This is a genomic window from Sulfuriferula thiophila (assembly GCF_003864975.1).
GTDB lineage: Bacteria > Pseudomonadota > Gammaproteobacteria > Burkholderiales > Sulfuriferulaceae > Sulfuriferula > Sulfuriferula thiophila.
The window spans coordinates 259,928-272,874 of the sequence record NZ_BHGL01000007.1 but is presented as its reverse complement, the minus strand read 5'-3'; the positions used below and the strand labels follow the sequence as shown (position 1 = coordinate 272,874).

Annotated in this window: 12 protein-coding genes; 11 read left to right on the top strand and 1 reads right to left on the bottom strand. The window is 55.0% G+C overall.

Annotated features, from left to right (window positions below):
* The 11 genes from murU (at position 1) to EJE49_RS06035 (ending at position 10,781) form a co-directional block, all read left to right on the top strand.
* Positions 1-681: an N-acetylmuramate alpha-1-phosphate uridylyltransferase MurU gene (gene murU / locus EJE49_RS06085; RefSeq protein WP_124949513.1), complete on the top strand. Its 681-nt coding sequence runs from the start codon at positions 1-3 to the stop codon at positions 679-681.
* Complete coding sequence (locus EJE49_RS06080; protein WP_124949512.1) at positions 681-1,124, top strand: hypothetical protein; 444 nt, start codon at positions 681-683, stop codon at positions 1,122-1,124. Before murU ends, EJE49_RS06080 begins: the two co-directional genes overlap by 1 nt.
* Positions 1,117-2,445, top strand: a complete 1,329-nt coding sequence (locus EJE49_RS06075) for an aminopeptidase P N-terminal domain-containing protein (RefSeq protein ID WP_124949511.1) — start codon at positions 1,117-1,119, stop codon at positions 2,443-2,445. The genes EJE49_RS06080 and EJE49_RS06075 overlap by 8 nt, the downstream gene beginning before the upstream one ends.
* Positions 2,446-2,453: 8 nt before the next feature.
* Positions 2,454-3,602 (top strand): FAD-dependent monooxygenase, encoded by a 1,149-nt coding sequence (locus EJE49_RS06070; protein WP_124949510.1) that lies wholly within the window; start codon positions 2,454-2,456, stop codon positions 3,600-3,602.
* Entirely contained in the window at positions 3,599-4,762 is a 1,164-nt protein-coding gene (locus EJE49_RS06065) for a UbiH/UbiF family hydroxylase (protein ID WP_124949509.1), read from the top strand. The genes EJE49_RS06070 and EJE49_RS06065 overlap by 4 nt, the downstream gene beginning before the upstream one ends.
* Positions 4,763-4,789: 27 nt before the next feature.
* Positions 4,790-5,503: a DsbC family protein gene (locus EJE49_RS06060; protein WP_124949508.1), complete on the top strand. Its 714-nt coding sequence runs from the start codon at positions 4,790-4,792 to the stop codon at positions 5,501-5,503.
* Between the two features lie 14 nt (positions 5,504-5,517).
* Positions 5,518-6,114 (top strand): SAM-dependent methyltransferase, encoded by a 597-nt coding sequence (locus tag EJE49_RS06055; protein ID WP_124949507.1) that lies wholly within the window; start codon positions 5,518-5,520, stop codon positions 6,112-6,114.
* Between the two features lie 46 nt (positions 6,115-6,160).
* The gene (locus EJE49_RS06050) at positions 6,161-6,958 is read left to right on the top strand and encodes a spherulation-specific family 4 protein (RefSeq protein ID WP_189941727.1); all 798 of its coding nucleotides are present in this window, start codon (positions 6,161-6,163) and stop codon (positions 6,956-6,958) included.
* A 141-nt stretch (positions 6,959-7,099) separates the two neighbouring features.
* Positions 7,100-8,092 carry a Fe(3+) ABC transporter substrate-binding protein gene (locus EJE49_RS06045; protein WP_124949785.1) on the top strand — a complete coding sequence of 331 codons (993 nt, stop codon included), beginning with the start codon at positions 7,100-7,102 and terminating at the stop codon, positions 8,090-8,092.
* Positions 8,089-9,696, top strand: a complete 1,608-nt coding sequence (locus EJE49_RS06040) for an ABC transporter permease (protein ID WP_124949505.1) — start codon at positions 8,089-8,091, stop codon at positions 9,694-9,696. The genes EJE49_RS06045 and EJE49_RS06040 overlap by 4 nt, the downstream gene beginning before the upstream one ends.
* Complete coding sequence (locus EJE49_RS06035; RefSeq protein WP_124949504.1) at positions 9,693-10,781, top strand: ABC transporter ATP-binding protein; 1,089 nt, start codon at positions 9,693-9,695, stop codon at positions 10,779-10,781. The genes EJE49_RS06040 and EJE49_RS06035 overlap by 4 nt, the downstream gene beginning before the upstream one ends.
* A 79-nt stretch (positions 10,782-10,860) precedes the next feature.
* On the opposite strand, the gene EJE49_RS06030 is transcribed toward EJE49_RS06035, so the two are convergent.
* The gene (locus EJE49_RS06030) at positions 10,861-12,858 is read right to left on the bottom strand and encodes an alkaline phosphatase family protein (protein ID WP_124949503.1); all 1,998 of its coding nucleotides are present in this window, start codon (positions 12,856-12,858) and stop codon (positions 10,861-10,863) included.
* Positions 12,859-12,947 lie beyond the last annotated feature (89 nt).

Here is a 12,947-nt window from a genome sequence, read left to right as displayed (position 1 = left end):
ATGATACTCGCGGCCGGACGCGGTGAACGCATGCGTCCACTCACCGACCGTACGCCTAAACCTTTGCTAGTGGCAGGTGGCAAACCGTTGATCGTCTGGCATCTGCAACGTCTGGTTGCCGCCGGGTTCCGCCGCGTGGTGATCAATCACGCCTATCTGGGGGCGCAAATTGAAGCGTATCTGGGTAACGGCGCAGATTTTGGCATAGAAATCGAGTATTCGCCTGAGGAGACTGCGCTGGAAACAGCGGGAGGTATTGCTCATGCTTTGCCCATGCTGGGCGATGAGCCGTTCCTGGTGGTGAATGGCGATGTCTGGACGGATTATGATTTTGCGCCTATATGCAGCAGTGATCTGGCGGCGGAGCGACTGGCGCATCTGGTGCTGGTGGCTAACCCGCATCACAACCTGAAGGGCGACTTCGCGTTGAAGGATGGGCTGGTGCAGAGCGAGGGTACCCCGCGCCTGACGTTTAGCGGTATCGGCTGTTACCACCCGGCGCTGTTTGCCGGGTTAGACCCCGAGCAGCCGGCCAAGTTGGCACCGTTGTTGCGCAGTGCCATGCAGCAGGGCCGGGTCAGCGGCGAGTGTTATGCGGGGCTGTGGTACGACATTGGTACGCCGGCGCGGTTGCAAGAGCTGGATGCGATGTTGTTTGATGATATGCGGAACGGACATTAATGGATGCAAACGCAGTAAAGCTCGCCGTCACAATAGATACTGATCTGGTAAACGCGTTGCGCCAGCACTGGCTGGTATTGATGGAATTGGCGGTGTGGGGTGAAGTCAAATCGACGCGCATGGGCGCTACGTCACGCATGCGTAAACGTCTGCTGGAAGTTGGTGAGAAATTACGGTCGCTGGTCGCTGATCGGGCATGGATCCCACATCCGCGTGAACAGGTTAAAAATGCGCTGGGCTCGGCGTACAGCCTGAAAGATGCTTTGCTGCAGTTTGAGCGCGCCGCCCAGGATGTGGATGGTGGTACGGATTACGCCGCGTTCGCAGCAGGTGTGATTGCCTTGCACCAATGTCTGCTGGATCGCTTGCCTGATCTGGAAAATCAATGGGCCGGATTACTGGACTCGCAATATGATGAGGATGAGGACGAATTAGATGATTGATTGCATCCCATTTATTCAGCGGCGCGAACGCCTGATGCAGCATCTTGGCAGCGGAATTGCCGTACTGGCTACTGCACCGGAGCGGGTGCGTAACCGTGATTCGCATTTCCCTTATCGCTTTGATAGCCACTTTTATTATCTGACCGGATTTACCGAGCCGGAAGCCGTTGTGGTATTGCAGGCAGATAGCAATAAAGCAATTCTGTTTTGCCGCGACAAGGATATGGAACGTGAAATCTGGGACGGTTTCCGTTATGGGCCGACTGCGGCGGCGGAGACATTCGGTTTTGATGAAGCCTATTCCATCCGCGAGCTGGACGAGCGCCTGCCGAAACTGATGGCGAATCAGCCGGCGCTGCATTATGCGCTGGGCGCCGATAGCAGTTGGGATCAGCGCGTGTTGGGCTGGCTCAATAACGTCCGTGATCAGGCTCGCAGCGGTGTCTCTGCGCCTGCCGAGCTGCGCGATGTGCGTGTTTTGGTTGATGCGATGCGTTTGCTCAAGGACGATTTTGAAATCGACCTGATGCGGCGTTCGGCAACGATTGCCTGTGGCGCGCATCGTCGTGCCATGCTGGCAACGCAGCCGGGTGGCTATGAGTATCAGGTCGAAGCGGAGATACTGCATGAGTTCCGCCGCTATGGTGCGCAATCCCCGGCTTATACCTCTATTGTGGCGGGTGGCGCCAATGCCTGTGTATTGCATTATGTAGACAATAACGCCAGCCTGCATGCGGGTGATTTGCTGCTGATCGATGCCGGTTGTGAACTGGATGGTTATGCGTCGGATATTACCCGCACCTTCCCGGTCAATGGCCAATTCAGCGGTGCACAGCGTGATATGTACGAACTGGTGCTGGCGGCGCAGGCTGCCGCAATTTTTGCAGTCAATCCGCAGTCACATTTTAATAGCGCACATGAAGCAGCGGTACGTGTGCTGGTACAGGGCATGATCGATTTTGGGCTGTGCCACGGCAGTGTGGACGGCGTGATCGAGTCGGGCGATTATCGCCGCTTCTATATGCATCGCACCGGGCACTGGCTGGGGCTGGACGTGCATGACGTCGGCGATTACAAACAGGATGGCGAATGGCGCAAGCTGCAGCCCGGCATGGTGGTTACCGTAGAGCCGGGTTGTTATATACGTCCGGCGGATAATGTGCCGGAAGCTTATTGGAATATCGGTATCCGCATCGAGGATGATGTGCTGGTGACTGCCGGTGGTGCCGAGGTATTGACCGTGGATGCGCCGAAGTCGGTAGTGGAGATTGAAAGCTGGATGCAGCAGCGGCAGGTTGCCGAATGGCCGGGAGCGCTTTAGGAGGCTGTATGCGTGAACATAGCGATATTGTAATTGCAGGCGGCGGGCCGGTGGGTGCCACTCTGGCATTGGCTCTGGCCGATAGCGACTGGCGCGTACAGGTACTGGAGGCACGCGCCGATCTGAGCCGGGCGGCGCATAAACGCACGCTGGCCTTGTCCTACGGCAGCCGTCTGATCCTGGAGCGGCTGGGTGTATGGTCGCGACTGGATGATGTGACCGAGATCAAGGATATTCATGTGTCGCAACGCGGCAGCCTGGGCATGAGCCGGTTGCGCGCGACGGAAGAAGGTCTGCCGGCACTGGGTTATGTGGTGGATTATGCTGAGCTGGACAGTGTGCTGCATGATGCATTGCGCGCCAGTGCTGTGGATGTGGTGGTGGGTGCACGGGTCACAACGATTGCGCACAACACCGGCTATGCGCGAGTGCAGGTTGAGCAAGGTGGCGCGACGCATTACATTACCACGCGGCTGGCAGTGGTCGCCGATGGTGGTGCAGGTGGCGCCGAGCGTGTGACGCGAGAGTATGACCAGCACGCGTTGCTGGCTTCGGTAACGACAGAACTGCCGCATCAGGGCTGCGCGTATGAACGCTTTACCGCAGATGGTCCGGTGGCATTATTGCCGCAAGGTGATGGCTTTGCGCTGGTATGGACGGCAACCCCGCAACGGGTGACCGAGCTGCTGGCCATGCCAGATGACGAATTTTTACTGGCGCTGCATGCGCATTTTGGCGATCGCGTTGGACGCTTTCTGAGTGTTCACGCCCGCGCCAGTTTCCCGCTGGTGTTGCGTTATGCTCAGGATACTGTGGCGCCGCATCAGGTGATGATAGGTAATGCTGCGCAGACGCTACATCCGGTTGCCGGGCAGGGTTTTAATCTGGGTCTGCGCGACGCGTGGGAGCTGGCGGAAATGGTGCGCGACTGCGACCGCGAAGCCTTGGGCAGTCTGGATATGCTGAAACGCTATCAGGCCAGCCGGCGCGTCGATACCTCGGCCAGTATTTTCTTTACCGATCTGCTGGTAAGGCTTTTTTCCAATGCCAATCCGCTGTTGCAGCACAGCCGCAGTCTGGGATTGATGGCGCTGCAGTTAGTGCCGCCCGCCAAGCATATGGTGGCGCGGCGCATGATATTCGGAGCTCGCGGATGACAGCGCAAACTTATGATGTGGTTATCGTCGGTGCCGGCATCGTCGGCGCGGCTTTTGCTGCGGCCATGCGTGACAGCGGATTGAAACTGGCGCTGATCGAGCCGCACCCGCCAGCGCCACCCACTGCTGACTGGGATACACGTATTTATGCAATCAGCCCGGGCAGTGCCGATTTTTTGCAAACCTTGGGCGTGTGGCAAACCCTGGATCAAGGCCGTATCGGTCCGGTGTATGGCATGCATATCCGCGGCGACAGTGGCGCTGCACTGAAATTCGATGCCTATAGTGCTGGCGTGCCGCAACTGGCGGCAATCATGGAGAGTGGTCGCATCCAGTATGGTTTGTGGGAGGTGCTGCAGGATCAGTCTAATCTTACGTTGTTCGCCGGTGCTGGCTGTGCCGAATTGGCCTGGTCGGCAGCGGGTGCGCGGCTGGCACTGGCTGATGGCACGGTGTTGCACAGCAAGTTGATTGTTGCCGCGGATGGTGGGCAGTCCTGGGTGCGTCAACAGGCCGGAATTACCTCGCAGCGCGAAGATTATTTACAGTCAGGTGTGGTGGCAAATTTCAGTGTGGAACGCCCGCACCGCGGTATCGCCCGGCAGTGGTTCCGTGCCGATGGCGTGCTGGCCTGGCTGCCGTTGCCGGAGAACCATATCTCCATGGTGTGGTCTACCGATGCAGCGCATACTCAGGCATTGCTGGCGGCAACGCCGGAACAGCTGGCCGCGGAAGTGGCGGCTGCAGGCGGGCATGAACTGGGCAGGTTATCCCAAGTGGGGCGTACTGCGGCTTTCCCGTTGAGTATCAATCGCGTATCGACGCTGGTACAGCCCGGCCTGGCACTGATCGGCGATGCGGCTCACGGCGTACATCCCCTGGCAGGGCAGGGTGTGAATCTGGGATTGCGCGATGCACGCGAACTGGCGCAGGTATTGCAGCAGCGTGGTGGTGCGTCTTGCGGTGAACTGGCATTGCTGCGGCGTTATGAACGTGCTCGTAAAGGTGATATCGCAGCGATGCAAACTGTAACAGACAGCCTGCATCATGTGTTCCGCAGCCAGAACCCGCTGCTGATGAAGCTGCGTAATGCCGGTATGGATTTTACCAATCATCTTAACCCGGTCAAAACCTGGCTGATGCGCCAGGCTCTGGGTTAATTCAATTTTATTTTTTAAGGATCAGATATGTTTAAACGTAGTGTGCTGTCATTAATGTTGGTTAGCAGTTTGTTGGCGTGCAGCGCCAATGCTGATCAGACTGCAATCAAAAAAACGCTGGCAGCGCAATTCCCCGGCGCAGAAATTAGCAGCATCACAAAAACACCTTATGCCGGCTTGTATGAAGTGCTGATTGACGGGCAAATTATTTACACGGATGAAACTGCTGCTTATGTGTTTTTAGGCAGCGTGGTGGACACCAAGGCCAAGAAAAATATCACCAATGAGCGTATGGCCAAGCTCAATGAAGTGAAGTTTGATAACCTGCCGTTCGAGAATGCAATCAAATATGTAAAAGGCGATGGTAGTCGCAAGCTGGCTATTTTTTCTGATCCTGAGTGCCCGTTCTGCAAAAAGCTCGAGCAGGAGCTGACCAAGGTCGATAACGTCACTATTTACATTTTCCCGTACCCGATAGCCGGTTTGCATCCGCAGGCGACGGCTGCATCCAAGGCAATCTGGTGTGCACCGGATCGTAATGCAGCCTGGCAGGATGCGTTATTGAAAGGCGTGTTGCCGAAGAATGATGGCAAGTGCAAAAATCCGGTGGATGCCAATGTCGCTTATGGTAACAAGCTGCGTATCTCCGGCACTCCGACCCTGATATTCTCCAACGGCCAGCGTGTTCCGGGCATGGTGCCGGCAGACAAGCTGGAAAAATTGCTGGATGCATCTAAATAATCAAGGAATAAACGATGTGGGACGAACGTTATAACGTACCGGAATTTATTTTTGGTACCGAGCCAAATGTATTCCTGACGCAACAGGCGTTCCGCCTGACTCCCGGGCAGCGCGTGCTGGCGGTGGCCGATGGCGAAGGCCGCAATGGTGTGTGGATGGCGCAACAGGGCTTGTCGGTGTTGTCTGTTGAAGGCTCCAGCGTAGCGTTGGCGAAAGCACAGAAGCTGGCGCAGGAGCGTGGCGTGAATCTGGATTTTGAGTGTGCCGATTTACTGCGGTGGCAGTGGGGTGAAGCACGGTTTGATGCCGTGGTTGCTATCTTTATCCAATTCGCCGATCCTGCTGGTCGCAAAATCCTGTTTGAGGGCATGAAAGCTGCGCTCAAGCCCGGTGGCTTATTATTGCTGCAAGGCTATACGCCACGCCAGCTGGAATTTAAAACTGGCGGTCCATCGGCAGCTGAAAATATGTATACCGAGCCTATGCTCAGAGAGCTTCTTGCCGGTTGGGAAATTCTGCATTTGCACGAACATGACGAGCACATCAGTGAAGGCGCTCATCACCATGGCATGTCAGCGCTAATTGATGTGGTGGCACGTAAACCGGGGTAGTTTTTTTTCACCCTTTATAACAATAACGGATACAACCGGAGGGGATATGAAAACAGCAATAACAGGTTCGGTGGCAGCTATGTTCGCGGCTGGCATGCTGGCAAGTCAGGTCGTCAGTGCGCAGCCGTTGCTGGAAGCGCTGGTTCCTGCCTATTTTGATCCGCCGGTCAACCCGGCAGGCTGGAGCAGTTTGGCGACTGCTGCTCAGAAAATTCCGCTGTCTGTCATCATGAATCCCGCCTCCGGGCCGGGTGCCGCGCAGGACGCCAGTTATGTCAGCGCAGTGCAGAATGTGCGCCTGGCCGGCGGCCATGTGCTGGGTTATGTGGCCACCGGCTATGGCACGCGCCCCATGGCTGACGTGATCAATGATATCAATCTGTATATCGCGTGGTATCCGGTAGACGGCATCTTCCTCGACGAAATGAGCAACGATGCCAACACTAGCCATTACACGTATTATCAGTCGATTTATGATCAGATCAAAACCATTAACTATAACTATCGGGTAATCGGTAATCCCGGCACCAATACCCAGCAGTCCTATCTCACGCTGCCTACGGCTGATGCGCTGGTGGTGTTTGAGGGTAAGGCAAGGGCATATAACAGCTTCGTACCCAGTGCGTGGGTTGCTGGTTACAATCGTCAATATTTTGGCAATCTGGTGTACAGCATGACTAGCAGCAGTCAGCTCAGTACCTATCTTAACCTTGCGGTAAGTCGTAATGCCGGATTGGTGTATCTGACCAACGATACGGGGACTAATCCGTGGGATACCTTACCCGGTTACTGGGATGCTGAGGTGAATTGCATTGCCAATATTAATCAGGGATTGGCATGTTGAAGGAGCTTGATGTAAGTCGCGTTATATTTATGTAGGCCAATGTGGTTTGCTTTGAAAAATAATAAATACTATTGATAGTGATTCTCATTTAATGTAAAATTCATTCATCGTTATTTTAATTTTAAGGAAATTGTGATGAATATGCTTAAAACCTTGCTTGTCAGCACCATGCTCAGTTTGGCGGCAACTTCAGTGAGTGCGGCTGAAGTAGTCGTGTACTCTGCCAGAAATGAACAGCTCATTAAACCTTTGTTCGATGCTTACACCAAGGATACGGGTGTGGAGGTGAAGTTTATTACTGATAAAGAAGGTGCTTTGCTCCAGCGTCTCAAGGCGGAAGGTCAGAATACGCCTGCCGACATGCTGATTACCGTGGATGCCGGTAATCTCTGGGAGGCTGCGAAGGAGGGGCTGCTCAAGCCAGTGCAGTCGAAAACATTAAATGCAAATGTGCCAGCTTATTTGCGTGACCCGGGTGATCAATGGTTCGGGTTGTCGGTACGCGCCCGCACTATTTTTTATAACAACCAGAAGGTAAAGCCTGGCGATCTGTCAACGTACGAAGATTTGGGTAACGCTAAGTGGAAGGGTCGTCTGTGCCTGCGCACTTCCAAAAAAGTATACAACCAGTCGCTGGTAGCCATGATGATTGCAGAACATGGCGCAGCTAAAACAGAACAGATCGTCAAATCCTGGGTTGCAAATCTCGCTACAGATCCGTTCCCGGATGATACCAAAATGCTGGAAGCGATTGCCGCCGGTCAGTGTGATGTAGGTATAGCCAACACCTATTATTATGGGCGCTTGATGGAGAAAAAAGCGGGCTTGCCGCTGTCTGTATTCTGGCCTAACCAGAAAGCTGGCGGCGTGCATGTGAATGTTTCCGGTGCTGGTATAGTGAAATATGCCAAACATGAAAAAGAAGCGGTAGCACTGCTGGAGTGGTTGTCATCACCCAAGGCGCAGAATCTGTTTGCCGATGTCAATATGGAATATCCGGTCAATCCAGCCGTCAAGGCTGATCCTGTGGTGGCCGCCTGGGGCAGCTTCAAGCAAAACCCGGTAAACCTTGCAAAAGCAGGTGAATTGCAGGCTGAGGCGGTTAAATTAATGGATCGCGCCGGTTATAGATGAGAGGCAATGGCTGGCGACTGACTGCGACCTTGATCGCAGTTCTGGTTATTATCCCGCTCGTAATCGTACTGGCTTCACTGTTTAATCCGGAACGGGAAATCTGGCAGCACCTGCTGGAATACGTGCTGCCCGGTCTGCTTGGCAATACCGTGAAGCTGGTGGTGGGGGTGGCAATTGGTGTTACGCTGCTTGGTGTCAGCCTGGCCTGGCTGACTGCCGTATGCGAATTTCCCGGACGGCGCTTTTTTTCCTGGGCGTTGTTGCTGCCACTGGCCGTGCCAGCCTATGTCACTGCTTTTGTTTACGTTGCTCTGCTTGATTTCACCGGGCCAGTGCAAACCTGGCTGCGTGAATTTGCCGGTGGTCCGGTCGTGTTTCCGCCCATTCGTTCAGCCGGGGGCGTGATCCTGGTAATGGTTCTGGCTCTGTACCCTTATGTTTATCTGCTGGCACGCAATGCGTTCCTTACCCAGGGGAGACAAGCGCTGGAAGTGGCGCAGTCGCTTGGCTACAGCCGGAAATCCGGATTTTTTAAGGTGGCATTACCACTGGCACGCCCCTGGATTATTTCAGGTCTGATGCTGGCCTTGATGGAAACGCTGGCGGATTTCGGTACGGTTGCCGTATTCAATTACGACACATTCACTACGGCTATCTACAAAACATGGTTCGGCATGTTTTCGCTGCAAGGCGCATCTCAGCTGGCATCCGTGCTGATAGTGCTGGTGTTCGCCTTAATTGTGGCAGAGCAAATGTCGCGCCGCGGTTTGCGCTTTACGCAGGCTGGGCGACATACGCGCATGGATAGAATTGTTCTGCGCGGGTATAACGCATGGCTGGCCAGCGGTTTTGCTGCTCTGATTTTGCTGGTGGCATTTATCATCCCGGTAATGCAATTGTTGTCCTGGTCGGCAAAAGTTTTTGTGCAGGATTTTGATGCGCGTTATGTCGAATTTCTCTGGCACTCACTGTTACTGGGTGGATTGTCCGCGGTGCTGGTTGTTGTGACCGCATTGTTACTGACTTATGCCCAGCGCCAGCATAACGATAGCTGGACAGTTGCCATGGTACGCATCGCAACACTGGGGTATGCAGTACCCGGTGCTGTGCTGGCCGTGGGTATCGTCATTCCTCTGGCATGGCTCGATCAACAGTTGATCGGTACTGCTAAAAGCTGGTTTGGTATCGACACTGGTCTGATTTTGCAGGGCACACTATTGGTTATGCTGCCCGCCTATCTGACCAGATTTCTAGCGGTTGGCTATAATCCGATGGACAGTGCCATGCAGCGCATTACCCGTAACCTGGAAGAGGCGTCGCGCAGTTTGGGTTTTTCCGGGCTGGCCATGTTGCGCCGCGTGCATCTGCCCATGTTGCGCGGTGGTTTGCTGTCGGCTGCCGCTCTGGTATTTGTCGATGTAATGAAGGAAATGCCGATTACCTTGATGACGCGTCCATTCGGCTGGGATACGCTGGCAGTGCGCATATTTGAAATGACTTCGGAAGGTGAATGGGAGCGTGCGGCATTGCCCGCTGTGGCACTGGTACTTGCCGGATTGCTGCCCATTGCCTTGCTGGTAAAACACTCGGAAAAATCCAGATGACTAGTTCTATACAGTGCCCCGTCCCTGTGCCAGGCGTTTATCAGCTGGAGGTGCAGGCTATACACCAGGGATATGGTGACCAGGCAGTGGTGAAAGGCCTTTCCTTCAAGCTTGCTCAAGGCACTATCGGCTGCCTGCTCGGTCCTTCCGGTTGCGGCAAAACCACCGTGCTGCGTGGCGTGGCTGGCTTCGAGCCGGTTAGTGGCGGGGAAATCATGATTAACGGTGCCAGCGTGAGCCGGTCTGGTTTTGTGCTGCCACCCGAACAAAGACGAGTAGGCATGGTGTTTCAGGATTATGCCTTGTTCCCCCATCTCAACGTGGCTGACAACATCGGCTTCGGTCTGCACGGTGTGGGCAGGCGGGAACGTGCCCAGCGTGTGGCAGAGCTGCTCGAGGTCGTAGGCCTGCCGGACAGCGGCCGTAAATTTCCCCATGAATTATCGGGTGGACAACAGCAGCGTGTTGCCCTGGCCAGAGCCTTGGCGCCGTGCCCGGCGCTATTGCTGCTGGATGAGCCCTTCTCCAGTCTGGATGTCGCGCTGCGCGAGCGGCTTGGCCAGGAAGTGCGCGACATTCTCAAGCAGCAGAACACCACGGCGCTGATAGTCACGCATGATCAGAATGAGGCGTTTGCTATCGCCGACGAGATCGGCGTTATGCATCATGGAGTGCTGCAACAATGGGATACTGCTTATAATCTTTATCACCAGCCAGCCAGCCGTTTCGTCGCTGATTTTATCGGTGAAGGGGTGCTGATACCCGGTACTGTACGCAATGGTAATCAGGTAGAAACCGTTTTGGGTACTCTGGCAGGGGAAATACCGCCGCAATGCGGTAATGCATGCAAAGTGGAAGTGCTGTTGCGTCCGGATGATGTTGTGCACGATGATGCAAGTGCCATGCAAGCCGAAGTGGTGCACAAAGCGTTTCGCGGCGCAGACATACTCTACACGCTTATGCTTGCAGGAGGGCAGAAGGTATTATCTCTGGTATCCAGTCATCACAATCATGCCTATGGAGAGATGATCGGTATCCGCATCGAGGCTGATCATGTCGTTGTATTCCCTTGTACTGCTGCGTGACGCCCAGGCTGATTGATCATTCCGGCGTGGCTGTCAGTGTTGCGAGCACGATCAACCTTACCGGAATGACTCGTTGCGTTCAGTTGCGAATAGCCTTTGCACTATCAAAGTAGGTATAAGGCTTGCCGCGCTGATACAGCGTGTGGGTATTTAACTCGATCTGGTAGTGCTGCTGCGTGTGGTTGATGTCCTTGCCGTCCGGATCAGTCGGATACACGACTTTCAGATCGTCAGCACGGGATGATGTCAGCACATGCTGTGTCACTTTTGGCTTATAGCTGGCCTTGGTGCTGCGCAAGGCTTCCACCAGCACTCGTCCGTCATGCCCTTCTCCGGCCAGTTTCAAGCCCATGATATGCGCGATGGTCGGTGCCACATCGACGTTGCCACTAGGTGCTACGTCGCGATAGCTGCGGCGGAAATCCGGGCCGTAAGCGATCAGTGTGTTATGCACATCGATAGGGCTGAAACTGCCGTGCATACCGCGATTATTGCCGGCGCTTTCGTATTCCGTGCCTGGCATGCCTTGGACGACAGCCTTATCGTTGAAGTTGAAGCTCACCACCATGTCAGGATTGCGTCCCTCGGTATTTTCCAGATGCACCAGTTGCAGCGGCAGTGTGCCGGGCAGTTTGCCGTAGCGGCTGTCGATAAACACCGCGCCGTATTCCGGGCGCGATTGCACATAGCGTACGACTTTGGCGACGGTGTCTGCATCGTGGTCAGGCAGGTACAGATAATCACTGCCGCCATTCGCGGCAATCACGATAGGGTGCTTATCCAGCGGCAGTGTAGCGGGAACCTTGAAGCTGGCAGTGGTGTATTTTTGTCCGGCTTTACCGCAGATGCTGCCGTCATTATCCGTCTGGGTGACATAAACCGGGGTGTTGTCGGCACGGATGCCGGACATCACCGGATCCAGCACGCAGCCATTACCATCAAACGCAGTAAAACCGGCGCGGGTAAGCAGATCCGCCGTGCGCACATCGCCCGATACCGAATAGGCCAGCTCGCTGGTTTGACCAGGCTTGCCGTCGGCGATAACGCGCAGCGGGAACCAGTCCGCATCCCCGGCAACGCTACTGTGACCGTGATCGGAGACAACGACGATATCGGTATTGGCTGCCATTTTCAACGCTTTGAGTCTGGCTTGCAGTTCGCCCAGCAGCTGATCCTGCGCGTGTAATGCATCCAGCGCATTGGCGGTGCCGGGGCCGTAATTATGCTGGGTGGAATCCGGGTTGCGCATCCACACCACGCTCAGTCCGGGCTGGTGGGCTGGCAGGATATAGCCGAGATAAGCGTGCATCATGTAGGCGTTCGCCTTGCTGTACGGCGAACCGCTGGCATTGGTAGGGTCGGTGGTGACTTTGTCATCCAGTTTGCTGACTTTGTCGGCAGCAGTCGGATCACCGTTGTCGTCTTTCAGTACCAGCGCGGCATTGCTGTCCGTCAGTGGTGTGGTTTTGGGTAGCGCTATGCCAGCGGCCTGTAATTCCTGCGCCAGACTCAGTGGTAGCACCGTGCGCTCGTCCAGCAATAACCCGCCGCGCTTGAAATCCTGCATATAGGCCGGACCGGATTTGCCAATGGCAGCAGTAGTGATGCCGCGTGCCTGTGCTGCCTGGAACAGGGTGCCGACCATCAGCAGATGATCGTTATAGGAAGCATTGAGCGCATCGAGGATGCCGTAATCCTCAGTAAATTGCGGTTGCTGGAAATCCACCGGCTTGCCGTGTGCATCCTTGCCTGCAGCACTGGCGTGCCACACGGTGTTGCCATAGAACCCGGTATGTTCGGGGAAACTGCCAGTCGCAAAGCTGGCCGCATTCATCATGGTAAAGGTCGGATAAGTCGCGTGGTTAGCAGTGAAGTTCACTCCCGCTGTACGCATGCGGTACAGGTTGGGCGTGTCAACTTTAGTCACCGAATCCGGGCGCAGGCCATCCCACACGAAAATAATCACGTGACGGGAATTGGTCGGCGCTTTGGCGGGGGTGGCCTGGGCGGGTAATGAGGATAATAGCAGGCTGGCAGCCAGCGCTAAACAGATTTGTTTTAGAGCAGGTGTATTCATGATGAACTTGGTCATTACGTGAATTGATGGTGGCGTTAGCTTACCTAACGCGAATGACGGGAGTGCGGCAGAATGCTGACGGATTGCTG

Excerpts from the sequence above, each read along its gene's own strand:
- EJE49_RS06060 (WP_124949508.1), top strand. The coding sequence starts at position 4,790 with ATGTTTAAACGTAGTGTGCTGTCATTAATGTTGGTTAGCAGTTTGTTG.
- EJE49_RS06065 (WP_124949509.1), top strand. The coding sequence starts at position 3,599 with ATGACAGCGCAAACTTATGATGTGGTTATCGTCGGTGCCGGCATCGTC.
- EJE49_RS06045 (WP_124949785.1), top strand. The coding sequence starts at position 7,100 with ATGCTTAAAACCTTGCTTGTCAGCACCATGCTCAGTTTGGCGGCAACT.
- EJE49_RS06070 (WP_124949510.1), top strand. The coding sequence starts at position 2,454 with ATGCGTGAACATAGCGATATTGTAATTGCAGGCGGCGGGCCGGTGGGT.
- EJE49_RS06080 (WP_124949512.1), top strand. The coding sequence starts at position 681 with ATGGATGCAAACGCAGTAAAGCTCGCCGTCACAATAGATACTGATCTG.
- EJE49_RS06075 (WP_124949511.1), top strand. The coding sequence starts at position 1,117 with ATGATTGATTGCATCCCATTTATTCAGCGGCGCGAACGCCTGATGCAG.
- murU (WP_124949513.1), top strand. The coding sequence starts at position 1 with ATGATACTCGCGGCCGGACGCGGTGAACGCATGCGTCCACTCACCGAC.
- EJE49_RS06050 (WP_189941727.1), top strand. The coding sequence starts at position 6,161 with ATGAAAACAGCAATAACAGGTTCGGTGGCAGCTATGTTCGCGGCTGGC.
- EJE49_RS06035 (WP_124949504.1), top strand. The coding sequence starts at position 9,693 with ATGACTAGTTCTATACAGTGCCCCGTCCCTGTGCCAGGCGTTTATCAG.
- EJE49_RS06030 (WP_124949503.1), bottom strand. The coding sequence starts at position 12,858 with ATGAATACACCTGCTCTAAAACAAATCTGTTTAGCGCTGGCTGCCAGC.
- EJE49_RS06040 (WP_124949505.1), top strand. The coding sequence starts at position 8,089 with ATGAGAGGCAATGGCTGGCGACTGACTGCGACCTTGATCGCAGTTCTG.
- EJE49_RS06055 (WP_124949507.1), top strand. The coding sequence starts at position 5,518 with ATGTGGGACGAACGTTATAACGTACCGGAATTTATTTTTGGTACCGAG.